General features: G+C 55.8%; 19 protein-coding genes. All 19 read left to right on the top strand.

What is annotated here, in order from left to right; genetic code table 11:
- Window positions 1–684 precede the first annotated feature (684 nt).
- Window positions 685–2,406 carry an acetolactate synthase 3 large subunit gene (gene ilvI / locus AC0T7J_RS18415; protein WP_473795692.1) on the top strand — a complete coding sequence of 574 codons (1,722 nt, stop codon included), beginning with the start codon at window positions 685–687 and terminating at the stop codon, window positions 2,404–2,406.
- Window positions 2,407–2,408: 2 nt separating this feature from the next.
- Window positions 2,409–2,900, top strand: coding sequence for an acetolactate synthase small subunit (gene ilvN, locus AC0T7J_RS18410; protein WP_003854770.1), 492 nt, complete (start codon window positions 2,409–2,411; stop codon window positions 2,898–2,900).
- A gap of 196 nt (window positions 2,901–3,096) precedes the next feature.
- Window positions 3,097–4,107 (top strand): catabolite repressor/activator, encoded by a 1,011-nt coding sequence (cra, locus tag AC0T7J_RS18405; RefSeq protein ID WP_473795691.1) that lies wholly within the window; start codon window positions 3,097–3,099, stop codon window positions 4,105–4,107.
- 494 nt (window positions 4,108–4,601) lie between these two features.
- Window positions 4,602–5,060 carry a division/cell wall cluster transcriptional repressor MraZ gene (gene mraZ, locus AC0T7J_RS18400; RefSeq protein WP_009092149.1) on the top strand — a complete coding sequence of 153 codons (459 nt, stop codon included), beginning with the start codon at window positions 4,602–4,604 and terminating at the stop codon, window positions 5,058–5,060.
- Window positions 5,061–5,062: 2 nt separating this feature from the next.
- On the top strand, window positions 5,063–6,004 hold the full coding sequence (gene rsmH / locus AC0T7J_RS18395) for a 16S rRNA (cytosine(1402)-N(4))-methyltransferase RsmH (protein ID WP_473795690.1): 942 nt from the start codon (window positions 5,063–5,065) through the stop codon (window positions 6,002–6,004).
- Complete coding sequence (gene ftsL / locus AC0T7J_RS18390; protein WP_003854764.1) at window positions 6,001–6,321, top strand: cell division protein FtsL; 321 nt, start codon at window positions 6,001–6,003, stop codon at window positions 6,319–6,321. The genes rsmH and ftsL overlap by 4 nt, the downstream gene beginning before the upstream one ends.
- Before the next feature lie 16 nt (window positions 6,322–6,337).
- The gene (locus tag AC0T7J_RS18385; RefSeq protein WP_010671821.1) at window positions 6,338–8,104 is read left to right on the top strand and encodes a peptidoglycan glycosyltransferase FtsI; all 1,767 of its coding nucleotides are present in this window, start codon (window positions 6,338–6,340) and stop codon (window positions 8,102–8,104) included.
- Complete coding sequence (murE, locus tag AC0T7J_RS18380; RefSeq protein WP_473795689.1) at window positions 8,091–9,578, top strand: UDP-N-acetylmuramoyl-L-alanyl-D-glutamate--2,6-diaminopimelate ligase; 1,488 nt, start codon at window positions 8,091–8,093, stop codon at window positions 9,576–9,578. Before AC0T7J_RS18385 ends, murE begins: the two co-directional genes overlap by 14 nt.
- Window positions 9,575–10,933, top strand: a complete 1,359-nt coding sequence (gene murF / locus AC0T7J_RS18375) for a UDP-N-acetylmuramoyl-tripeptide--D-alanyl-D-alanine ligase (RefSeq protein WP_473795688.1) — start codon at window positions 9,575–9,577, stop codon at window positions 10,931–10,933. The genes murE and murF overlap by 4 nt, the downstream gene beginning before the upstream one ends.
- Entirely contained in the window at window positions 10,927–12,009 is a 1,083-nt protein-coding gene (mraY, locus tag AC0T7J_RS18370; protein WP_003854755.1) for a phospho-N-acetylmuramoyl-pentapeptide-transferase, read from the top strand. The genes murF and mraY overlap by 7 nt, the downstream gene beginning before the upstream one ends.
- 2 nt (window positions 12,010–12,011) lie before the next feature.
- A complete protein-coding gene (gene murD, locus AC0T7J_RS18365) occupies window positions 12,012–13,328 on the top strand; it encodes a UDP-N-acetylmuramoyl-L-alanine--D-glutamate ligase (protein ID WP_473795687.1) in 1,317 nt (438 codons plus the stop codon).
- Window positions 13,328–14,542 carry a cell division protein FtsW gene (gene ftsW / locus AC0T7J_RS18360; RefSeq protein WP_010253879.1) on the top strand — a complete coding sequence of 405 codons (1,215 nt, stop codon included), beginning with the start codon at window positions 13,328–13,330 and terminating at the stop codon, window positions 14,540–14,542. Before murD ends, ftsW begins: the two co-directional genes overlap by 1 nt.
- Window positions 14,539–15,597 carry an undecaprenyldiphospho-muramoylpentapeptide beta-N-acetylglucosaminyltransferase gene (murG, locus tag AC0T7J_RS18355; RefSeq protein WP_473795686.1) on the top strand — a complete coding sequence of 353 codons (1,059 nt, stop codon included), beginning with the start codon at window positions 14,539–14,541 and terminating at the stop codon, window positions 15,595–15,597. Before ftsW ends, murG begins: the two co-directional genes overlap by 4 nt.
- 70 nt (window positions 15,598–15,667) lie before the next feature.
- Window positions 15,668–17,146: a UDP-N-acetylmuramate--L-alanine ligase gene (murC, locus tag AC0T7J_RS18350; RefSeq protein WP_473795685.1), complete on the top strand. Its 1,479-nt coding sequence runs from the start codon at window positions 15,668–15,670 to the stop codon at window positions 17,144–17,146.
- Window positions 17,136–18,056, top strand: coding sequence for a D-alanine--D-alanine ligase (locus AC0T7J_RS18345; RefSeq protein ID WP_473795684.1), 921 nt, complete (start codon window positions 17,136–17,138; stop codon window positions 18,054–18,056). The genes murC and AC0T7J_RS18345 overlap by 11 nt, the downstream gene beginning before the upstream one ends.
- 1 nt (window position 18,057) lies before the next feature.
- Entirely contained in the window at window positions 18,058–18,897 is an 840-nt protein-coding gene (gene ftsQ, locus AC0T7J_RS18340) for a cell division protein FtsQ (protein ID WP_039386502.1), read from the top strand.
- A complete protein-coding gene (gene ftsA, locus AC0T7J_RS18335; RefSeq protein ID WP_010253890.1) occupies window positions 18,894–20,150 on the top strand; it encodes a cell division protein FtsA in 1,257 nt (418 codons plus the stop codon). Before ftsQ ends, ftsA begins: the two co-directional genes overlap by 4 nt.
- A gap of 71 nt (window positions 20,151–20,221) precedes the next feature.
- On the top strand, window positions 20,222–21,376 hold the full coding sequence (gene ftsZ, locus AC0T7J_RS18330) for a cell division protein FtsZ (RefSeq protein WP_010253892.1): 1,155 nt from the start codon (window positions 20,222–20,224) through the stop codon (window positions 21,374–21,376).
- 101 nt (window positions 21,377–21,477) lie between these two features.
- A complete protein-coding gene (lpxC, locus tag AC0T7J_RS18325) occupies window positions 21,478–22,395 on the top strand; it encodes a UDP-3-O-acyl-N-acetylglucosamine deacetylase (protein ID WP_010253894.1) in 918 nt (305 codons plus the stop codon).
- Window positions 22,396–22,586 lie beyond the last annotated feature (191 nt).

Genomic DNA, 22,586 nt, shown 5'->3' with positions numbered 1-22,586 from the left:
CACTCAGGGATGTCAACCTTCAATGCAGGGGTATTCTTAGTGGTGCCAGAGGAAGATATTCTGTTATTTAACGGTCAGGCAGCGTAATGAACAGCGCCTCCGTTGCTGCGGAGGCAATCAGCATCGGAATGCGTAGCTTTACCGTGATTTTTGGTGTTTATTGACTTGAAATGTAATGATTTTGTTTTCTATTGCGGTATGCGCTGATACAGGATTTATCACTTGCTGGTTAGCATAATCGAATGCGCTTCAACGATTTACTGGTTAATTACGCCAGAAAAGAAAAGTGTCAGGCGATTGTGGGCCAGGGCAGCCGGGTAATAAGTTTTCGTTATTTCTTAGATCACGCTGAAAATAATTTCTTAATCAGCATTTTCCTCTGCGGTTCTGCCGCGTAATTAGTTTAATCCGCGCAGCCAATTCTTATCGGGCAGAGCCTTCACGTCCCTGCCTTTTAATTTACGCGGGTTTGCGGTTTGCCTGCCCGGTTAACTGCGGTTATGGTAATCGACCTACTCTCAGAAAAATAAACTCAGCAGATTTCTCTGTAACCGGACAGCGGCAGATGTTTCCGCTGTCGTGAATAAACATAAGATTTTGATTGGCAAAGCAGGCACCAGGGCTTTGTGGTACGCACAAACGGGCGTACTAACAGAGCCGGGTCCGCAAGCCTGGAGGCAGAAGATGGAGATGTTGTCAGGAGCCGAAATGGTCGTCCGTTCGTTAATCGATCAGGGCGTTAAGCAGGTATTCGGTTATCCGGGTGGCGCAGTGTTAGATATCTATGATGCGCTGCAAACCGTCGGGGGTATCGATCACATTCTGGTGCGTCATGAGCAGGGGGCGGTGCATATGGCTGATGGCCTGGCGCGCGCCACCGGCGAAGTCGGCGTGGTGCTGGTCACCTCCGGACCCGGCGCAACCAATGCGATTACCGGTATCGCCACCGCCTATATGGACTCAATTCCACTGGTGATCCTGTCGGGTCAGGTTCCCTCGTCGCTGATTGGCTATGACGCCTTTCAGGAGTGCGACATGGTCGGCATCTCTCGTCCGGTAGTGAAGCACAGCTTCCTGGTGAAAAGTACCGAAGAGATCCCAACCGTGTTGAAAAAGGCGTTCTGGCTGGCTTCCACCGGACGTCCGGGGCCAGTGGTGATCGACCTGCCAAAAGATATTCTGAATCCGGCCAATAAATTGCCTTATCACTGGCCGGATACGGTGAGCATGCGCTCCTACAATCCGACTATTCAGGGCCATAAAGGTCAGATTAAGCGTGCGCTGACCACGTTGCTGGCCGCGAAGAAGCCGGTCATCTACGCCGGTGGTGGTGCCATTACCGCAGGCTGTGAAGCGGAACTGTTAACGCTGGCCGAAAGCCTGAATATTCCGGTGACGACCTCGCTGATGGGCCTGGGCGCGTTCCCGGGGACCCACCGCCAGTGTGTTGGTATGCTCGGTATGCACGGCACGTACGAAGCCAACATGACGATGCACAATACCGACCTGATTTTTGGTATTGGTGTTCGCTTTGATGACCGCACCACCAACAACCTGGCGAAATATTGTCCGAATGCCACGGTGATGCATATCGATATCGACCCGACCTCTATCTCTAAGACTGTGGCGGCGGATATCCCGATTGTCGGTGATGCGAAGCAGGTGCTGCAGCAGATGCTGGAGTTGCTGGCGCAAAGCGAAAGCCAGCGCGCTGAGAGCCTGCACGACTGGTGGCAGGAGATTGAGGGCTGGCGCAGTCGTCACTGCCTGGAATTTGATCGCACCAGCGACAAAATCAAGCCGCAGGCAGTGATCGAAACCATCAGCCGTCTGACCAAAGGCGATGCGTATGTGACGTCGGATGTGGGCCAGCACCAGATGTTTGCTGCGCTCTATTACCCCTTCGACAAACCGCGTCGCTGGATCAACTCCGGTGGTCTGGGCACCATGGGCTTTGGCCTGCCTGCTGCGCTGGGCGTGAAGATGGCGCTGCCGGATGAAACAGTCATCTGCGTTACCGGCGATGGCAGTATCCAGATGAACATTCAGGAGCTTTCCACCGCGCTGCAGTACGATCTGCCGGTGCTGGTGCTGAACCTGAATAACCGGGTGCTGGGCATGGTGAAACAGTGGCAGGATATGATCTACTCGGGTCGTCACTCACAGTCTTACATGGAGTCGCTGCCTGACTTCGTGCGTCTGGCGGAAGCCTATGGCCACGTCGGGATCGCGATTGAGCATCCGGCTGAGCTGGAAGAGAAACTGACGCTGGCGCTGGAAACGCTGGCGAAAGGACGTCTGGTATTTGTGGATGTCACCGTTGACGGTAGCGAGCATGTTTACCCGATGCAGATTCGCGGTGGCAGCATGGATGAGATGTGGTTGAGCAAAACGGAGAGGACATAATTATGCGTCGTATTTTATCAGTTCTGCTGGAGAACGAATCCGGCGCATTATCCCGTGTCGTCGGCCTGTTCTCGCAGCGCGGCTATAACATTGAGAGCCTGACCGTGGCACCAACGGATGATCCTACGCTGTCGCGGATGACCATTCAGACGGTGGGCGATCAGAAGGTGCTGGAGCAGATTGAAAAACAGCTGCACAAGCTGGTGGATGTGCTCCGCGTCACCGAGCTGGGGCAGGGCGCCTATGTTGAGCGCGAAATCATGCTGGTGAAGATTCAGGCCAGTGGCTACGGACGCGAAGAGGTGAAGCGTAATGCCGAGATCTTCCGCGGTCAGATCATCGACGTGACGCCGACGCTGTACACGGTTCAGCTAGCCGGCACCAGTGACAAACTGGACGCCTTCCTGAGTACCGTTCGCGATGTCGCTGAAATTGTTGAAGTGGCGCGGTCTGGTATCGTCGGCGTTTCACGCGGCGACCGCATCATGCGTTAATTACGCAGCGTCATCATCAATCCTCACCTAACCCGGCGAAATGCCGGGTTTTTTTATTTTTTATGCGCCAGGCGAGCTACATTCAGAAAAGCGGTTGCTCCGCGCACTTTTCTGCTGTTAGATGATAGCCATAAGTTATCCATAGCTTAACTGCGGCTATTTCTGCCGTAAAAGCGGATTTGATGGTGGGGTTATCGTGAAACTGGATGAAATTGCGCGTTTGGCAGGCGTGTCGCGCACCACGGCCAGTTATGTGATCAATGGCAAAGCGCGGCAGTATCGTGTCAGCGACAAAACCGTTGAGAAAGTCATGGCGGTGGTACGTGAGCATAATTATCACCCCAATGCGGTGGCTGCCGGGCTGCGCGCCGGGCGTACGCGCTCAATTGGGTTAGTGATCCCCGATCTGGAAAATACCAGTTATACCCGAATTGCGAACTATCTTGAGCGGCAGGCTCGTCAGCGCGGCTATCAGCTGTTGATCGCCTGTTCTGAAGATCAGCCCGACAACGAAATGCGCTGCATTGAGCATCTGTTACAGCGCCAGGTCGATGCGATCATCGTCTCCACCTCGTTACCGCCTGAGCATCCTTTTTATCAGCGCTGGATCAACGATCCCCTGCCAATTATTGCGTTAGATCGCGCGCTGGACCGTGAGCATTTCACGAGCGTAGTAGGGGCCGATCAGGACGATGCCCATACGCTGGCCGCTGAACTGCGTCAGCTTGAGGTCAAAAATGTGCTGTTCCTTGGTGCGTTACCTGAGCTGTCAGTGAGTTTCCTGCGCGAGATGGGGTTTCGCGATGCATGGAAAGACGATCCCCGACCAATAGACTATATCTACTGCAATAGCTTCGAACGCACCGCCGCCGCGGCACTGTTTGAGCAATATCTTGAAGATCACCCGATGCCGGAGGCGCTTTTTACCACCTCATTTGGTCTGCTGCAGGGTGTGATGGATGTAACGCTGAAACGAGACGGGCGGCTTCCGACTGAACTGGCCATTGCCACCTTTGGCGACCACGAATTACTGGACTTTCTTGAGTGCCCGGTGCTGGCGGTAGGGCAGCGTCATCGAGACGTGGCAGAGCGCGTGCTGGAATTAGTTTTAGCCTCGCTGGATGAACCCAGAAAACCAAAACCCGGTTTAACCCGCATTCGCCGTAATTTATACCGTCGCGGACAATTAAGCCGAAAAGTTAAATGAGTCACGGGCAGTATTACGCTGCCCGCCCATTTTATTTAACGATTTAACTGATTAAATAAACAGGTCGACGTAAAAAAGCGTAAATTCTGCTCATCAAATCTAACAAAGCAGAAAGGGTTATTTTTATTATCTGCTTACAACTTCAACAAACTTACTTTCCCGCCTGGCCTGAAGCCGCTGGGCTTCCTTTCGGAAATCCCCTAAAATGCCGCCGCTGTCTCAGAAACCACGATTAATATTTAGCCCTTTACATTGTTTCATTTTTAGTCGTTTTTTCCCGGGGCGTTTTTTTTATTCAGGTATTCATCGGCTTAATTTTTACTTTCCCCTTTTATTCGTTTATATCGTCGCCAGAGATTAATTCTTCACTCTGTAAAGAGTGATATTCACCTGCCGCTCCGGCTTGACAAGGATTTCATGGGATCCTTAAACTCGTTTCGTGGTAAAAAGTGGGATAAAGTGGCGTAAATGGGTGATGAGGAGAAGAGACTGGCATGTTCCGCGGAGCAACGTTAGTCAATCTCGACAGCAAAGGGCGGCTCGCCGTCCCGACGCGATATCGCGATTTGCTGATTGGGGAGTCTCAGGGGCAGATGGTCTGTACCATCGACCTCCACCAGCCATGCCTGTTGCTTTATACCCTGCCCGAATGGGAAATCATTGAAAAAAAGCTGGCACGCCTTTCCAGTATGAATCCACTTGAGCGCCGCGTGCAGCGTTTGCTGCTGGGGCATGCCAGTGAATGTCAGATGGATAATGCAGGCCGCCTGCTGCTGGCGAATACGCTTCGGCAGCATGCAAAATTAACCAAAGAAGTGATGCTGGTTGGACAGTTCAATAAATTTGAGCTGTGGGATGAACAGACCTGGTATCAACAAGTCAGGGACGATATTGACGCAGAACAGTCGGCTCAGGAGCCTTTATCTGAGCGGTTGCAGGACTTGTCGCTATAGCTATGCAGGAAAATTTCAAACATACCACCGTGCTGTTGGATGAGGCGGTTAACGGCCTCAATATCAGGGAAGACGGTATTTACATCGACGGCACTTTTGGTCGTGGTGGCCATTCACGCCTGATTCTTTCGCAGCTGGGAGAGAAGGGAAAGCTGATCGCCATCGATCGTGATCCGCAAGCTATCGCCGCTGCCGCAGAGATCACCGACCCGCGTTTTTCAATTATTCATGGCCCTTTTTCCGCGCTGGCAGAGTATGTCTCTGAACGGGATCTGGTCGGAAAGATTGACGGCATTTTGCTGGACCTGGGGGTTTCATCACCGCAGCTGGATGACGCCGAACGTGGCTTCTCCTTTATGCGTGACGGACCGCTGGATATGCGAATGGACCCGTCGCGCGGGCACTCCGCCGCGGAATGGTTGCTGCACGCAGAAGAGGCGGATATCGCGTTTGTCCTGAAGACCTACGGCGAAGAGCGATTCGCCAAACGCATCGCCCGGGCCATTGTCGAGCGTAATCGCGAACAGCCGATGACCCGGACCCGTGAACTGGCTGAGGTGATCTCCATCGCCATGCCGGTAAAAGATAAGTTTAAGCATCCGGCCACGCGCAGCTTCCAGGCGATTCGTATCTGGATTAACAGCGAACTGGAAGAGATCGATAAAGCACTGAAAGGCGCTGTTGACGTGCTGGCCCCGCAGGGTCGCCTCTCTGTTATCAGCTTCCATTCACTGGAAGATCGGCTGGTGAAGCGCTTTATGCGCGATCAGAGTCGCGGGCCGCAGGTGCCGCCTGGGATTCCCATGACTGAACATCAGCTGCGTGCCCTGGGTGGGCGTGAACTGAAGTTGCTCGGCAAAATGTCGCCGGGTGACGCTGAAGTCTCTGAGAACCCACGCGCGCGCAGCTCGGTATTACGTATCGCGGAGAAAACCGACGCATGATCGGTAATGAGCGTCACAGTCTGCCTGCCGTTATCGGCGGGGATCTGCTGCGAAAGGGCAAGATTCCGGTGCTGTTGCTGATCGCTGTGGTGGTTTCTGCCGTGCTGGTGGTGACCACCACCCATAAAACACGACTGTTAACCGCGCAGCGCGAACAGCTGGTGCTGGAGCGTGACGCACTCGATATCGAGTGGCGCAACCTGATCCTGGAAGAGAATGCGCTGGGCGATCACAGCCGCGTTGAACGCATCGCCACCGAGAAGCTGCAGTTGCAGCACGTTGATCCTTCACAAGAAAATATCGTGGTGCAGAAATAAGGACCTCAGATAGCGAATGAGCGGCACAGGCAGAACGCTGAAATTGAAGAAACCGGAAGATAAAGCCAGCTTTGTAAGCTGGCGTTTTGCGTTGCTGTGCGGCTGTATTTTACTGGCGCTGGGTGGATTGCTGTCACGGGTGGCCTGGCTGCAGGTGATCAATCCTGGCAAGCTGGTAAAAGAGGGTGATCTGCGCTCGCTGCGTGTTCAGGCGGTGCCCACCTCACGCGGCATGATCAGCGATCGCGCCGGACGTCCGCTGGCAGTCAGCGTGCCGGTCAACGCTATCTGGGCCGATCCCAAAGAGTTGCACGCCGGTGGCGGCGTGACGCTGGACAGCCGCTGGAAGGCGCTTTCCGATGCGCTCTCTATTCCTCTTGATCAACTGGCCGCCCGCGTGAATGCCAATCCCAAAGGCCGCTTTGTCTATCTGGCGCGCCAGGTCAATCCGGCCATCGGCGACTACGTCAAAAAACTCAAACTTCCCGGTATTCATCTGCGCGAAGAGTCACGCCGTTACTATCCTGCCGGACAGGTCACCTCCCATCTCATTGGCTTTACCAACATCGACGGGCAGGGCATTGAAGGCATCGAGAAAAGCTTTGATAAGTGGCTGACCGGTGCACCCGGAGAGCGGACGGTGCGTAAAGATCGGTACGGTCGGGTCATCGAGGATATCTCTTCGGTGGACAGCCGGGCCGCTCATAACCTGACGCTGAGCATTGATGAGCGGTTACAGGCGCTGGTTTACCGTGAACTGAATAACGCCGTCGCCTTTAACAAAGCGGAATCGGGTACGGCGGTGCTGGTGGATGTCAATACCGGTGAAGTGCTGGCGATGGCCAACAGCCCGGCTTACAACCCGAACAATCTCGGCAACACGCCAAAAGATCTGATGCGTAACCGCGCCATCACCGACATTTTCGAACCGGGTTCTACCGTGAAGCCGATGGTAGTGATGACGGCGCTGCAGCGTGGTGTGGTGAGAGAAAACAGCGTCCTGAATACCGTGCCGTACCGCGTCAATGGTCATGAGATCAAAGATGTGGCGCGCTACAACGAATTGACCCTGACAGGGGTTTTACAGAAGTCGAGTAACGTCGGTGTTTCACGTCTGGCGTTAGCGATGCCTTCCTCAGCGCTGGTAGAAACTTACGCGCGCTTTGGACTGGGCAAACCGACCAATTTGGGGCTGGTCGGGGAAAGCAGTGGCTTATACCCTAAAAAACAACGGTGGTCTGACATAGAGAGGGCCACCTTCTCTTTCGGCTACGGGCTAATGGTAACGCCGTTACAGTTAGCGCGAGTCTACGCAACGATTGGCAGCTATGGCATTAATCGCCCGCTGTCGATCACCAAAGTGGATCCGCCCGTCGCGGGACAACGCGTTTTCGATGAGTCACTGGTGAAAACCGTGATGCACATGATGGAAAGCGTGGCGCTGCCCGGTGGCGGGGGCGTCAAAGCGGCAATTAAGGGTTATCGCATTGCGATAAAAACCGGTACGGCGAAAAAAGTCGGGCCGGACGGACGCTACGTCAATAAATACATTGCCTACACCGCAGGCGTCGCGCCTGCCAGTCATCCCCGATTCGCGCTGGTGGTGGTGATCAACGATCCCCAGGCCGGCAAGTATTACGGCGGAGCGGTCTCTGCACCGGTATTTGGAGCCATCATGGGTGGCGTACTGCGTACCATGAACATCGAGCCGGACGCGTTACCGACCAATGACAAGAATGAGCTGGTGACTAACAGAAGTGAGGAATCAAGTGACAGATCGTAACCTGCGCGATTTACTCGGCCCCTGGGTGCCAGGCGCGCCGGCGCGCCCACTGCGTGACATGACACTGGATAGCCGCATTGCGGCTTCTGGCGATCTGTTTGTCGCTGTTGCAGGCCATCAGGTTGATGGACGCCGTTTCATTCCGCAGGCAATTGCGCAGGGCGTTGCCGCTGTGGTGGCAGAAGCTGAGGGTGAAGCGGCCGACGGCGAAATCCGTGAAATGCACGGCGTACCGGTTATCTATCTGGCGCAGCTGCATCAGCGCCTTTCGGCCCTGGCAGGCCGTTTTTATCAGCAGCCGGGCGAAAAACAGAAGCTGATTGGCGTCACCGGCACCAACGGTAAAACCACCACCACCCAGTTGCTGGCGCAGTGGGCGACGCGACTGGGTGAGACCAGCGCGGTGATGGGTACCGTCGGCAATGGGCTGGTAGGTCACTTAGCGGCGGCAGAAAATACCACGGGTTCAGCGGTTGATGTTCAGCATCTGCTGCACGATCTGGCTGAAAAAGGGGCGACCCTGACCGCAATGGAAGTCTCATCACACGGACTGGTTCAGCATCGCGTCGCTGCGCTGCCATTTGCCGCGGCGGTCTTCACCAATCTCAGTCGCGATCACCTCGATTACCACGGTGATATGCAGAGCTATGAGTCAGCGAAATGGCTGCTCTTTTCTGAGCATCAGGTCGGGCAGGCGATTCTTAACGCGGATGACGAAGTCGGTCGTCGCTGGCTGGCGCGCTTACCTGATGCCGTTGCGGTCACCATGGAGGATAACCTCCAGCCGGGCTGCCACGGGCGCTGGCTTAAAGCCGATGCGGTGGATTACCACGATAACGGCGCACATATTCGTTTCAGCTCCAGCTGGGGCAACGGCGAAATCGACAGTCCGCTGATGGGTGCCTTCAACGTCAGCAATCTGATGCTGGCGCTGGCGACGCTGCTGTCACTGGATTATCCGCTGGCGACGCTGATCAGCGTTGCACCGCAGTTGCAGCCGGTCAACGGGCGTATGGAAGTGTTCAGCGCCGCAGGAAAACCGACGGTTGTCGTGGATTATGCCCACACCCCGGATGCGCTGGAAAAAGCGCTGGAAGCGGCACGCCTGCACTGCAAAGGAAAACTCTGGTGCCTGTTTGGCTGCGGCGGTGACCGTGACAAAGGCAAACGCCCGTTAATGGGCGCGATTGCTGAGCAATATGCGGATGTGGTGGTGATTACGGACGACAATCCGCGCAGCGAAGATCCGCAGGCGATTGTAAAAGATATTCTGACCGGCTTGCTGGACCCAGGCCGCGCCCGCGTGGTCTCTGGTCGAGCGCAGGCGGTCACTAACGCCGTTATGCAGGCGCAGCCCGACGATATCGTACTGGTGGCGGGCAAAGGCCATGAAGATTACCAGATCATTGGCAACCGCCGTCTCGACTACTCCGATCGTGCCACCGTTGCGGCACTGCTGGGAGGCGTTGCATGATTCCGGTTTCATTAAAAACCCTGGCGGAAATCACCGGCGGCACGCTGCACGGCAGCGATTTAACGCTGAGTGACGTAACCACCGATACCCGCAAAGTGACGGCGGGCAGCCTGTTTGTTGCGCTGGTGGGCGAACGTTTCGATGCACACGACTTCGCCGGCGATGCCATTGCGAATGGCGCGCAGGCGCTGCTGGTAAGTAAGCATTTACCTGTCGCTGTGCCACAGGTGGTGGTTGAGGATACCCGTCTCGCCTTTGGCAGGCTGGGCGCATGGGTGCGTCAGCAGTCGACCGCCCGTGTTGTAGCGCTGACCGGCTCCTCCGGCAAAACCTCGGTTAAAGAGATGACGGCGGCGATTCTGCGTCAGTGCGGCGAAACGCTCTACACCGCAGGTAATCTCAACAACGATTATGGCGTACCGATGACGCTGCTGCGGCTGACCGCAGAACATCAGTATGCGGTCATTGAGCTCGGCGCCAATCATCAGGGCGAAATTGCCTACACCACCGATCTGGTTCAACCCGAAAGCGCGCTGGTGAATAACCTGGCAGCGGCGCATCTGGAAGGCTTTGGTTCGCTGGCCGGTGTCGCTAAAGCAAAAGGCGAGATCTTCCAGGGCTTACCGGCTCACGGCATTGCGATTCTGAACGAGGAGAGCAATGACTGGCCCAACTGGCAGAGCACGCTGCAGGATAAAACCGTGTGGCGTTTCTCACCGCAGGCGGCAGAGTGTGAATTCTCCGCCCGTGATATCCGCATTGCGCAGGACGGCACCCATTTTGTGATGGAAACGCCGCGTGGCGAAGCTGAGATCGTCTTGCCATTGCCGGGTCGGCATAACATCGCCAACGCCCTGGCGGCGACGGCACTGGCCCTGTCAGTAGATGCACCGCTTAGCGCCGTTCAGCAGGGGTTGAAAAACCTGCAGTCGGTGCCAGGTCGCTTGTTTCCGGTTCGCCTCTCTGCGCATCAGCTGCTGCTGGATGACAGCTACAACGCTAACGTCGGTTCGATGACTGCGGCCGTTCAGGTCCTGTCAGAAATGCCGGGTTACCGGGTGCTGGTCACGGGTGATATGGCGGAACTGGGTGAAGAGACCGAAAGTTGTCACCGCGACGTCGGCCAGGCGGCACGTGAAGCCGGCATTGATCGCGTGCTGAGCACCGGAAAATTCAGCCATTTCATCAGTGAAAGCAGTGAAGTTGGCGAACATTTCAGCGATAAGACGGCGCTGACTGAACGTTTGCGTCAATTGTTGTCCGAACACTCAGAAATTACCGTCCTGATAAAAGGTTCACGTAGTGCCGCCATGGAGCAGGTAGTACAGAACTTAAAGGAGAAAGGAACATGTTAGTTTGGCTGGCCGAGCATCTGGTCGCTTTTTATTCGGGATTTAACGTCTTTTCCTATCTGACGTTTCGCGCCATCGTCAGCCTGCTGACCGCGTTATTCATCTCTCTCTGGATGGGGCCGCGCCTGATCGCCTGGCTGCAGAAATTACAGATTGGCCAGGTCGTCCGTAACGATGGCCCGGAATCGCATTTCAGTAAGCGCGGCACGCCGACCATGGGCGGCATCATGATTCTCACCTCCATCACCATTTCGGTGCTGATGTGGGCATATCCGTCGAACCCCTATGTCTGGTGCGTGCTGTTCGTGTTAATCGGCTTTGGCATCATCGGCTTTGTCGATGACTACCGCAAAGTAGTACGAAAAGACACCAAAGGCCTGATCGCCCGCTGGAAATATTTCTGGATGTCGGTGATTTCGCTGGGCGTCGCGTTCGGGCTCTATGCGGCGGGCAAAGATACCCCCGCGACCCAACTGGTCGTGCCCTTTTTCAAAGACATCATGCCGCAGTTAGGTCTGTTTTATGTGCTGCTGGCCTACTTTGTGATTGTCGGAACGGGTAACGCGGTCAATCTGACCGATGGTCTGGATGGGCTGGCAATTATGCCAACCGTCTTTGTCGCCGCGGGCTTTGCGCTGGTTGCCTGGGCCACCGGTAACGTGAAGTTTGCTGAATATCTGCACATTCCCTATCTGCGTCACGCCGGTGAACTGGTGATTGTCTGTACCGCCATCGTCGGGGCAGGGCTGGGCTTCCTGTGGTTCAACACCTATCCGGCTCAGGTCTTTATGGGTGATGTAGGCTCGCTGGCGCTGGGCGGCGCGCTGGGCACCATTGCGGTGTTACTGCGTCAGGAATTTTTACTGGTGATCATGGGCGGCGTATTTGTGGTTGAAACGCTGTCGGTGATCCTGCAGGTGGGATCGTTTAAGTTGCGCGGCCAGCGTATTTTCCGCATGGCGCCGATCCATCACCACTATGAACTTAAGGGCTGGCCGGAACCGCGCGTCATTGTGCGCTTCTGGATTATTTCGCTAATGCTGGTGCTGATTGGCCTGGCCACGCTGAAGGTGCGTTAATCATGGCTGACTATCGGGGTAGAAAAGTGGTCATCATCGGGCTGGGCCTCACCGGGCTCTCCTGTGTTGATTTCTTTTTAGCGCAGGGCGTAACGCCTCGCATGATGGACACCCGTGTCTCGCCGCCGGGGCTGGATAAATTGCCCGGGCAGGTTGAACGCCATCTGGGCGGTATCAACGGTGACTGGCTGCTGGCGGCCGATCTGATTGTTGCCAGCCCTGGCGTCGCGCTGGCGCATCCGATTCTCAGCGAAGCCGTTGAAGCCGGCATCGAAATTGTCGGTGACATTGAGCTCTTTTGCCGCGAGGCGCAGGCGCCGATCGTGGCGATCACCGGCTCCAACGGTAAAAGCACGGTCACGACGCTGGTGGGTGAAATGGCGAAAGCCGCAGGCTGGCAGGTGGGCGTCGGTGGCAATATTGGTCTGCCCGCGCTGAGTCTGCTGCAGTCACCGGCGCAACTCTATGTGCTGGAACTCTCCAGTTTCCAGCTGGAGACCACGCACAGTCTGAAAGCCGCGGCGGCAACCATACTTAACGTCAGCGAAGATCATATGGATCGCTATCCGCTGGGTATGCAGCAGTATCGTGCCGCGAAGCTGCGGGTCTATGAGAATGCACAGGTCTGCATCGTTAACGCCGATGATGCCCTGACGATGCCGGTACGCGGCGCGGACACCCGCTGCGTCAGCTTTGGTGTCGATTTCGGGGACTATCACCTTAACAAGCAGCAGGGCAGTATCTGGCTGCGGGTGAAAGGCGAGAAAGTCCTGAACACGGCCGAAATGAAGATGGTGGGACAGCACAACTACACCAATGCGCTGGCTGCGCTGGCGCTGGCCGATGCGGTGGGTCTGCCACGTGCCTCCAGCCTGGCTGCCTTAACGCACTTTAACGGTCTGGCGCATCGCTTCCAGCTGGTCCATGAGCATCAGGGCGTGCGCTGGATCAATGACTCCAAAGCCACCAACGTCGGCAGCACCGAAGCCGCGCTGAATGGCCTGCAGGTGAACGGAACGCTGTGGCTGCTGATGGGCGGTGATGGTAAGTCGGCCGATTTTACGCCGCTGATCCCCTGGCTGCAGGGCGACAATGTGCGCCTGTACTGCTTTGGTCGCGATGGCGATGCGCTGGCGGCGCTGCGTCCGGAGATCGCCGTGCGCACTGAAACCATGCGCCAGGCGATGGAGCAGATTGCGCCGCAGGTTAAAGCTGGCGATATGGTTCTGCTGTCGCCTGCCTGCGCCAGCCTTGATCAGTTCCGTAACTTTGAGCAGCGCGGTGAGCAGTTCGCGCAACTGGCGAAGGAGCTGAGCTGATGCGTATTCCTGGCGCCGGACTGGCGGGATATTTCTCAGGACGCCTGAAAGACTGGGTCATGGGCGCACGCGAAAGTGATGACTCTTCGCTGGTGCTTTATGACCGCACACTGCTATGGCTGACGCTGGGCCTGGCGGTGATTGGTTTTGTGATGGTGACGTCAGCGTCAATGCCGGTGGGTCAGCGTCTGAATGACGATCTCTTTTATTTTGCCAAGCGCGATGCCTTCTACATCGTGCTGGCTGTATGTATGGCGCTGGTCACGCTGCGGGTGCCGATGGATTTCTGGCAGCGCTACAGCAACGTGATGCTGATGGTCACGGTCGCGATGCTGCTGATTGTTCTGGTGGTCGGTAGCTCGGTCAACGGTGCATCGCGCTGGATCGCGCTGGGTCCGCTGCGTATTCAGCCTGCAGAGCTGTCGAAGCTCTCTCTGTTCTGCTATCTCGCCAGTTATCTGGTGCGCAAAGTGGAAGAGGTGCGTAACAACTTCTGGGGCTTCTGTAAGCCGATGGGCGTGATGGTGGTGCTGGCCGTGTTACTGCTGGCGCAGCCGGATCTCGGTACGGTGGTTGTGCTGTTTGTGACGACCCTGGCGATGCTGTTCCTGGCGGGGGCCAAACTGTGGCAGTTCCTGGCAATCATCGGTTCCGGCATCTTTGCGGTGATCCTGCTGATCATTGCAGAACCCTACCGTATGCGCCGTGTCACCTCGTTCTGGAATCCGTGGGAAGATCCGTTTGGAAGCGGCTATCAGTTGACACAGTCACTGATGGCATTTGGTCGCGGTGAATTCTGGGGCCAGGGGCTCGGTAACTCCGTGCAAAAGCTGGAATATCTGCCTGAAGCGCATACCGACTTTATTTTCGCCATCATCGGGGAAGAACTCGGCTACGTCGGTGTGGTAATGGCACTTTTAATGGTATTCTTCGTCGCTTTTCGTGCGATGTCGATTGGCCGTCGTGCTCTGGAACTGGATCAGCGTTTTTCCGGCTTTTTAGCCTGTTCAATCGGAGTCTGGTTTAGCTTTCAGGCGCTGGTTAACGTCGGTGCAGCAGCCGGTATGTTACCGACCAAAGGTCTGACCTTACCGCTGATCAGTTACGGTGGGTCAAGTCTGATCATTATGTCGACTGCCATCGTCTTTTTATTACGCATAGATTATGAAACGCGCCTGGCGAAAGCGCAGGCGTTTACCCGAGGTGGTCGATGAGCTGTAAGCGATTGATGGTGATGGCAGGCGGAACCGGCGGACATGTCTTTCCCGGTCTGGCTGTCGCCCATCATCTGATGGAACAGGGCTGGCAGGTCCGCTGGTTAGGCACGGCCGACCGTATGGAAGCCGATCTGGTGCCAAAGCACGGCATCGACATCGATTTCATCCGTATCAGCGGATTACGCGGGAAAGGCTTGAAAGCATTGCTGCTGGCACCGCTGCGCATCTTTAATGCATGGCGTCAGGCCCGTCGCATCATGAAGGCCTGGCAGCCGGATGTGGTGCTGGGCATGGGTGGATACGTGTCCGGTCCTGGCGGCTTAGCGGCCTGGAGCTGCGGTATTCCGGTGGTGCTGCATGAGCAGAACGGCATTGCCGGGCTGACCAACAAATGGCTGGCGAAAATCGCCACTAAAGTACTGCAGGCGTTTCCGGGCGCCTTTCCCGCCGCCGATGTAGTGGGAAATCCGGTTCGCACTGATGTACTGGCACTGCCTTTACCCGCGCAACGTCTGGCGGATCGTCATGGCCCGATACGGGTGCTGGTGATCGGTGGCAGTCAGGGTGCGCGGATACTGAACCAGACGCTGCCGCAGGTTGCCGCGCTGGTGGGTGATGAGATCACCCTGTGGCATCAGACCGGTAAAGGGTCGTTGCCCGAAACAGAGAAAGCTTATCAGCAGCTCGGGCAGACGCAGCACAAGGTGACCGAGTTTATTGATGACATGGCTGCCGCCTACGCCTGGGCTGATGTAGTGGTGTGCCGCTCCGGCGCGTTAACCGTGAGCGAAGTCGCTGCCGCTGGTTTACCGGCGATTTTCGTGCCATTTCAGCACAAAGATCGCCAGCAGTACTGGAACGCGCTGCCGCTGGAGAAAGCGGGCGCTGCCAGAATTTTTGAGCAGCCGCAATTTATTGCGGAGGCTGTAGCGGATCAGCTACGCCACTGGGATCGCGCAACACTGCTGACGATGGCTGAGCAGGCCCGTCAGGTGGCGATCCCCGATGCGACTGAACGGGTCGCTCAGGAAGTGGCTCGCGCCGCAAAGTAATCATTCCGGTCAGCGCGTCTGACCTGTACCCGGACTGGGTACAAACTGAAATAGCAGGTAACTGAGAGCGATGAATACACAACAATTGGCAAAACTGCGTTCTATCGTGCCCGAGATGCGTCGCGTCCGGCACATCCACTTTGTCGGCATCGGCGGTGCTGGCATGGGCGGTATTGCCGAAGTGTTAGCAAATGAAGGCTACCATATCAGCGGTTCTGATCTGGCCCCAAACCCGGTGACGCAGAACCTGATTGCGCTGGGTGCCACCATTTATTTTAACCATCGCCCCGAAAACGTGACCGATGCCAGCGTCGTAGTGGTTTCCAGCGCCGTTTCGCAGGATAACCCTGAACTGGTGGCGGCACGTGAACAGCGTATCCCGGTGATCCGTCGCGCGGAGATGCTGGCGGAACTGATGCGTTTCCGTCACGGCATCGCCGTCGCGGGTACCCATGGCAAAACCACCACCACGGCGATGGTGTCGAGTATTTATGCGGAAGCGGGTCTCGATCCGACCTTTGTTAACGGCGGACTGGTCAAAGCAGCAGGCACCCATGCCCGTCTGGGCCACAGTCGGTATCTGATTGCAGAAGCGGATGAGAGCGATGCGTCGTTCCTGCATCTGCAGCCGATGGTGGCGATTGTGACCAACATCGAAGCTGACCATATGGACACCTATCAGGGCGATTTTGAGAACCTGAAGCAGACGTTTATTAACTTCCTGCACAACCTGCCGTTTTACGGTCGTGCGGTGATGTGTGTGGATGATGCGGTTATTCGTGACCTGATCCCACGCGTGGGACGCCATATCACCACGTACGGTTTCAGTGATGATGCTGACCTGCGCATTGAAAATTATGAACAGAGTGGCGCGCAGGGGCATTTCACCTTGATCCGGCAGGATAAAGCACCGCTGCAGATTACGCTGAACGCGCCGGGTCGCCACAACGCCCTGAATGCGGCAGCCGCCGTCGCCGTCGCCAGTGAAGAGGGCATTGAAGACAATGCTATCCTGGCGGCGCTGGAAAGTTTCCAGGGCACGGGCCGTCGCTTTGATCTGCTGGGTGAATTCCCGACAGAGCCGGTCAATGGACAGCCGGGCACCGCGATGCTGGTTGATGATTACGGTCATCATCCCACCGAAGTGGACGCGACAATTAAAGCCGCGCGCGCAGGCTGGCCGGATAAAAAACTGGTGATGGTGTTTCAGCCGCACCGTTACAGCCGTACCCGCGATCTGTTTGATGATTTCGCCAACGTACTGTCGCATGTGGATGTGTTGCTGATGCTGGATGTTTACCCGGCCGGTGAAACCGCCATTCCGGGTGCTGACAGCCGTTCACTGTGCCGTGCGATTCGTCATCGCGGCAAGGTGGATCCGATTCTGGTGCCAGAACATGACGCGCTGCCAGAGATGCTGGCACCGCTGCTGTCGGGCAATGACCTGATTCTGGTGCAGGGAGCCGGTAACGTCGGCAAGGTAGCCCGCAAGCTGGCTGATACTAAGCTCCAGCCGGAACGCAAAGCGGAGGATCGTCATGGCGGATAAAGTTGCAGTATTAATGGGCGGCACCTCGGCAGAGCGCGAGGTTTCGCTGAACTCGGGTCAGGCCGTCCTCGCCGGATTACGGGAAATGGGCATTGATGCGCATGGCATCGATACCCGTGATGTCTCTGTACTGACGCTGAAAGATCAGGGCTTTACCAAAGCCTTTATCGCGCTGCATGGCCGGGGCGGAGAAGATGGCACACTGCAGGCGGTGCTGGAGTTCCTGCAACTGCCGTATACCGGGAGCGGTGTGATGGCATCGGCCGTGACCATGGATAAGCTGCGTACCAAGCTGCTGTGGCAGGGACGCGGTTTACCGTCAGGAAAGTTTGTCTGGCTGACGCGCCAGCAGTTTGATGCCGGTCTGGACGCTGAAAATAACGCGGCAATAGCGGCGCTTGGCCTGCCACTATTTGTGAAGCCAGCCTGTGAAGGCTCCAGTGTGGGCATCAGTCGGGTTAACGATCTGAGCGCGCTGCCGGCGGCACTGGAGATGGCGTTTAAGTATGACAATGACGTGCTGGTCGAGGCGTTTCTTAGCGGCGCGGAGTATACCGTCGCGATTGTGGGCGATCGTATTCTGCCCTCGATTGAAATAAAGAGCGCCAGCGAGTTCTATGACTATGAAGCTAAATACATTTCTGACGATACTCAGTACGTCTGTCCGGCCGATTTAAGCGCTGAACGTGAAGCGGAATTACAGCAGCTGGTACTGGCGGCCTGGCGTGCGCTGGGATGTCGCGGCTGGGGACGGGTTGATGTGATGACCGATGGGGAAGGGCGCTTTCAGTTACTGGAAGCCAATACCTCACCGGGCATGACCAGCCACAGTCTGGTGCCAATGGCAGCGAAACAGGCGGGCATGAGCTTCCCGCAGCTGGTTGCCCATATTCTGGAGCTGGCCGACTGATATGTCACAGGCGGCGATGAGAGTTCGAAACCGTGAACCGCAGGAGCGTATTCGCACCGGGCGCAGTAACGGTGCCCGACTGTTCGGCATTGTTTTTCTGCTGATCGTCATCGGGATTATGGTAGCCGGCGGGCTGGTGGTACTGAAGTGGATGAACGATGCGTCCCGGCTGCCATTGTCAAAACTGGTGGTGACAGGACAGACGCACTACACCACACACGATGATATTCGTCAGGCGATTTTGTCGCTGGGTCCGCCTGGTACGTTTATGTCTCAGGATGTGGACATCCTGCAGCAGCAGATTGAGCGGCTGCCGTGGATTAAGCAGGTCAGCGTGCGTAAGCAGTGGCCGGACGAACTGAAGATCCACCTTGTGGAGTACACACCGGTGGCGCGCTGGAACGATTTGCATATGGTGGATGCTGAGGGTGTCTCCTTCAGCGTACCCGCCAGTCATGTCGGCAAAGAGACAATGCCGATGTTGTACGGGCCGGAAGGGAGTGAGAAAGAGGTCCTGGCGGGCTATCACAGCATGGATGATGTGCTGAAAGCCCGAAAGTTTACTCTGAAGGTGGCGTCGATGACGGCGCGGCGTTCATGGCAACTGGTCACCAGCGACGATGTTCGCATCGAACTGGGCCGCAGCGACACCATGAAACGACTGAATCGCTTTATTGAGCTCTACCCGGTGCTGCAACAGCAAGGTCAGAACGAGAGCAAACGTATCAGCTACGTGGATTTACGATACGACTCTGGCGCTTCTGTTGGCTGGACACCGATCGTGATGGAGCCACAGGACAGTAATCAGCAACAGAACCAGGCACAGGCTAAACAACAATGATCAAGGCAACGGACAGAAAACTGGTAGTTGGACTCGAAATCGGCACTGCAAAGGTTGCCGCCTTGGTTGGGGAAGTTCTGCCCGATGGTATGGTCAACATTATTGGGGTGGGCAGCTGCCCGTCTCGCGGTATGGATAAAGGTGGCGTAAACGACCTTGAGTCGGTGGTGAAATGCGTTCAGCGCGCCATCGATCAGGCTGAGCTGATGGCAGATTGCCAGATCTCCTCCGTCTACCTTGCTTTATCGGGCAAACATATTAGTTGTCAGAACGAAATCGGGATGGTTCCGATTTCCGAAGAGGAAGTGACTCAGGATGATGTAGAGAACGTCGTACACACCGCCAAATCGGTGAGAGTACGTGACGAGCATCGCATCCTGCACGTCATTCCTCAGGAGTACGCCATTGACTATCAGGAAGGGATTAAAAATCCGGTCGGGCTTTCCGGCGTGCGTATGCAGGCGAAAGTGCATCTGATCACCTGCCACAACGACATGGCGAAGAACATCGTTAAAGCCGTTGAGCGTTGCGGGCTGAAAGTGGATCAGCTGATTTTTGCCGGTCTCGCCTCCAGTTTTGCCGTTCTGACTGAAGACGAACGTGAGCTGGGCGTATGTGTTGTCGATATTGGTGGCGGTACAATGGACATAGCCGTATATACCGGCGGCGCTTTACGGCACACTAAGGTTATTCCGTATGCAGGCAATGTCGTCACCAGCGATATCGCCTATGCGTTTGGCACACCGCCAACGGATGCTGAGGCGATCAAAGTGCGCCATGGTTGCGCGCTGGGTTCGATTGTTGGCAAAGATGAGAACGTTGAGGTGCCGAGTGTGGGCGGACGTCCACCACGTAGTCTGCAACGTCAGACGCTGGCTGAAGTGATTGAGCCGCGTTACACCGAACTTTTGAATCTGGTCAATGACGAGATTCTGCAGTTACAGGAACAACTGCGTCAGCAGGGCGTGAAGCATCACCTAGCCGCAGGCATTGTCCTGACCGGTGGTGCAGCGCAAATCGAAGGACTGGCGGCCTGTGCGCAACGCGTATTCCATACGCAGGTGCGTATCGGACAGCCGCTGAATATTACCGGCCTGACTGACTATGCGCAGGAATCGTACTACTCCACTGCCGTGGGACTGTTGCATTACGGCAAAGAGTCGCACATGAACGGTGATGCAGAGACCGAAAAACGGGTTTCAGTAGGTAACTGGTTCAAGCGTATTAACAGTTGGTTAAAAAAAGAGTTTTAATTTTTGTGAAAGGGGATCATGCTGTTTTCTTTAGTGATCTCCAGGCGACAGGCACATAACGGAGAGAAATCATGTTTGAACCTATGGAATTAACCAACGACGCGGTGATTAAAGTCATCGGCGTCGGTGGCGGCGGCGGTAACGCCGTAGAGCACATGGTACGCGAGCGTATCGAAGGTGTGGAATTCTTTGCTGTGAATACCGACGCGCAAGCGCTGCGTAAAACAGCTGTCGGCCAGACCATTCAGATCGGTAATAACATTACCAAAGGTCTGGGTGCGGGTGCGAACCCGGAAGTGGGCCGTAACTCTGCAGAAGAAGATCGCGAAGCACTGCGTTCTGCGCTGGAAGGGGCAGACATGGTGTTCATCGCAGCAGGTATGGGTGGCGGTACCGGTACCGGTGCAGCTCCTGTCGTGGCTGAAGTGGCGAAGGAGCTGGGTATCCTGACGGTGGCGGTTGTCACCAAGCCATTCAACTTCGAAGGCAAAAAGCGCATGGCGTTTGCCGAGCAGGGCATCGCTGAACTCTCTAAGCATGTCGATTCACTGATCACCATTCCAAACGACAAGCTGCTGAAAGTGCTTGGCCGTGGTATCTCACTGCTGGATGCGTTTGGTGCTGCCAACGATGTGCTGAAAGGCGCCGTTCAGGGTATCGCTGAGCTGATCACCCGTCCAGGCCTGATGAACGTCGACTTTGCTGACGTGCGTACCGTTATGTCCGAAATGGGCTATGCGATGATGGGTTCAGGCGTTGCATGCGGTGAAGATCGTGCGGAAGAAGCGGCTGAAATGGCGATCTCCAGCCCACTGCTGGAAGATATCGACCTTTCTGGTGCGCGTGGCGTGCTGGTCAACATTACGGCGGGCTTCGACCTGCGTCTGGATGAGTTCGAGACCGTGGGTAACACTATCCGCGCCTTCGCCTCTGACAACGCGACCGTGGTAATCGGTACCTCGCTGGATCCGGAAATGAATGACGAACTGCGCGTCACTGTGGTGGCAACCGGTATCGGCATGGACAAGCGTCCTGAAATCACCCTGGTGACCAACAAGCCAGCCAGTCAGCCAGTGATGGATCATCGCTATCAGCAGCACGGTATGTCACCGCTGCCGCAGGAGCAGAAACCTGCTGCCAAAGTCGTTAACGACCAGGCTGCGCAGTCGAACAAAGAGCCCGATTATCTTGATATTCCGGCCTTTTTACGTAAGCAGGCCGATTAGGATTAACCCTATAATTAGGTTTCTCCGCTCTTTGTGCTAAAGTCTCTGTCCGCTGGTAAAGTATACTGGCGGTCGGACAGGTGATATTGCGAGATAATACGATGATCAAACAAAGGACATTAAAACGTATTGTTCAGGCGACAGGTGTCGGTTTACATACCGGCAAAAAAGTCACCCTGACATTACGCCCTGCGTCGGCTAATACCGGGGTCATCTATCGTCGCACCGACTTGAATCCACCGGTAGATTTTCCGGCTGATGCAAAATACGTGCGCGACACCATGCTGAGTACCTGCCTGGTGAATGATGAAGGCGTGCGTATTTCAACGGTTGAACACCTCAATGCCGCCCTGGCGGGTCTGGGTATCGACAACATTATTGTTGAAGTTGATGCACCAGAAATCCCGATCATGGATGGCAGCGCAGCACCGTTTATCTATCTGCTGATGGATGCGGGCATCGAGCAGCTCAACAGCGCGAAGAAATTTGTGCGTGTTAAGCAGACCGTGCGTGTGGAAGAGGGTGACAAATGGGCCGAGATCAAACCGTTTAACGGCTTCTCGCTCGATTTCACCATCGACTTCAAACACCCGGCCATCGATTCCAGCTCACAGCGTTATGCGATGAACTTCTCTGCTGACGCCTTTGTTCGTCAAATCAGCCGGGCGCGTACATTTGGCTTTATGCGTGAAATCGAATATCTGCAGTCTAAAGGCCTGTGCCTGGGCGGTAGCTTAGATTGTGCGATAGGTCTGGATGATTTCCGCGTACTGAATGAAGAAGGCCTGCGTTTTGAGGACGAGTTTGTCCGTCACAAAATGCTGGACGCGATTGGCGACTTGTTTATGTGTGGTCACAACATCATTGGCGCATTCACTGCGTTCAAATCGGGCCACGCGCTGAACAACAAGCTGCTGCAAGCGGTTCTGGCTAAGCAGGAAGCTTGGGAATGGGCAACCTTCGAAGACGAAGCTGAACTGCCGCTGGCATTCAAAGCACCGAATCTGGTTCTGGCTTAATTACCCCGGAACGTGAAACGGCTGGTTATGCTGACACCCTCTCCGGTCAGCGGCACCAGCCGTTTTTTATTGCCTCTTATCACACGTCTGATGACTGCGACCTGGCTCGCAACACGTTGTCTGTTCTGCTGAAATGCTGAACAATCACGCGCGTTTTCTCTCGCCATCACTTTAATCCCAGGTGTGGATGC

The sequence above is a fragment of the Pantoea sp. E956-1 genome, assembly GCF_982223955.1.
The sequence above is the reverse complement of the archived record's forward strand: the minus strand, read 5'-3'. Positions and strand labels throughout refer to the sequence as shown.

Excerpts from the sequence above, each read along its gene's own strand:
- ftsQ (WP_039386502.1), top strand. The coding sequence starts at position 18,058 with ATGTCACAGGCGGCGATGAGAGTTCGAAACCGTGAACCGCAGGAGCGT.
- rsmH (WP_473795690.1), top strand. The coding sequence starts at position 5,063 with ATGCAGGAAAATTTCAAACATACCACCGTGCTGTTGGATGAGGCGGTT.
- AC0T7J_RS18385 (WP_010671821.1), top strand. The coding sequence starts at position 6,338 with ATGAGCGGCACAGGCAGAACGCTGAAATTGAAGAAACCGGAAGATAAA.
- ftsL (WP_003854764.1), top strand. The coding sequence starts at position 6,001 with ATGATCGGTAATGAGCGTCACAGTCTGCCTGCCGTTATCGGCGGGGAT.
- ftsZ (WP_010253892.1), top strand. The coding sequence starts at position 20,222 with ATGTTTGAACCTATGGAATTAACCAACGACGCGGTGATTAAAGTCATC.
- ilvI (WP_473795692.1), top strand. The coding sequence starts at position 685 with ATGGAGATGTTGTCAGGAGCCGAAATGGTCGTCCGTTCGTTAATCGAT.
- murD (WP_473795687.1), top strand. The coding sequence starts at position 12,012 with ATGGCTGACTATCGGGGTAGAAAAGTGGTCATCATCGGGCTGGGCCTC.
- murC (WP_473795685.1), top strand. The coding sequence starts at position 15,668 with ATGAATACACAACAATTGGCAAAACTGCGTTCTATCGTGCCCGAGATG.
- lpxC (WP_010253894.1), top strand. The coding sequence starts at position 21,478 with ATGATCAAACAAAGGACATTAAAACGTATTGTTCAGGCGACAGGTGTC.
- ilvN (WP_003854770.1), top strand. The coding sequence starts at position 2,409 with ATGCGTCGTATTTTATCAGTTCTGCTGGAGAACGAATCCGGCGCATTA.
- ftsW (WP_010253879.1), top strand. The coding sequence starts at position 13,328 with ATGCGTATTCCTGGCGCCGGACTGGCGGGATATTTCTCAGGACGCCTG.
- ftsA (WP_010253890.1), top strand. The coding sequence starts at position 18,894 with ATGATCAAGGCAACGGACAGAAAACTGGTAGTTGGACTCGAAATCGGC.
- murF (WP_473795688.1), top strand. The coding sequence starts at position 9,575 with ATGATTCCGGTTTCATTAAAAACCCTGGCGGAAATCACCGGCGGCACG.
- murG (WP_473795686.1), top strand. The coding sequence starts at position 14,539 with ATGAGCTGTAAGCGATTGATGGTGATGGCAGGCGGAACCGGCGGACAT.
- mraZ (WP_009092149.1), top strand. The coding sequence starts at position 4,602 with ATGTTCCGCGGAGCAACGTTAGTCAATCTCGACAGCAAAGGGCGGCTC.
- mraY (WP_003854755.1), top strand. The coding sequence starts at position 10,927 with ATGTTAGTTTGGCTGGCCGAGCATCTGGTCGCTTTTTATTCGGGATTT.
- AC0T7J_RS18345 (WP_473795684.1), top strand. The coding sequence starts at position 17,136 with ATGGCGGATAAAGTTGCAGTATTAATGGGCGGCACCTCGGCAGAGCGC.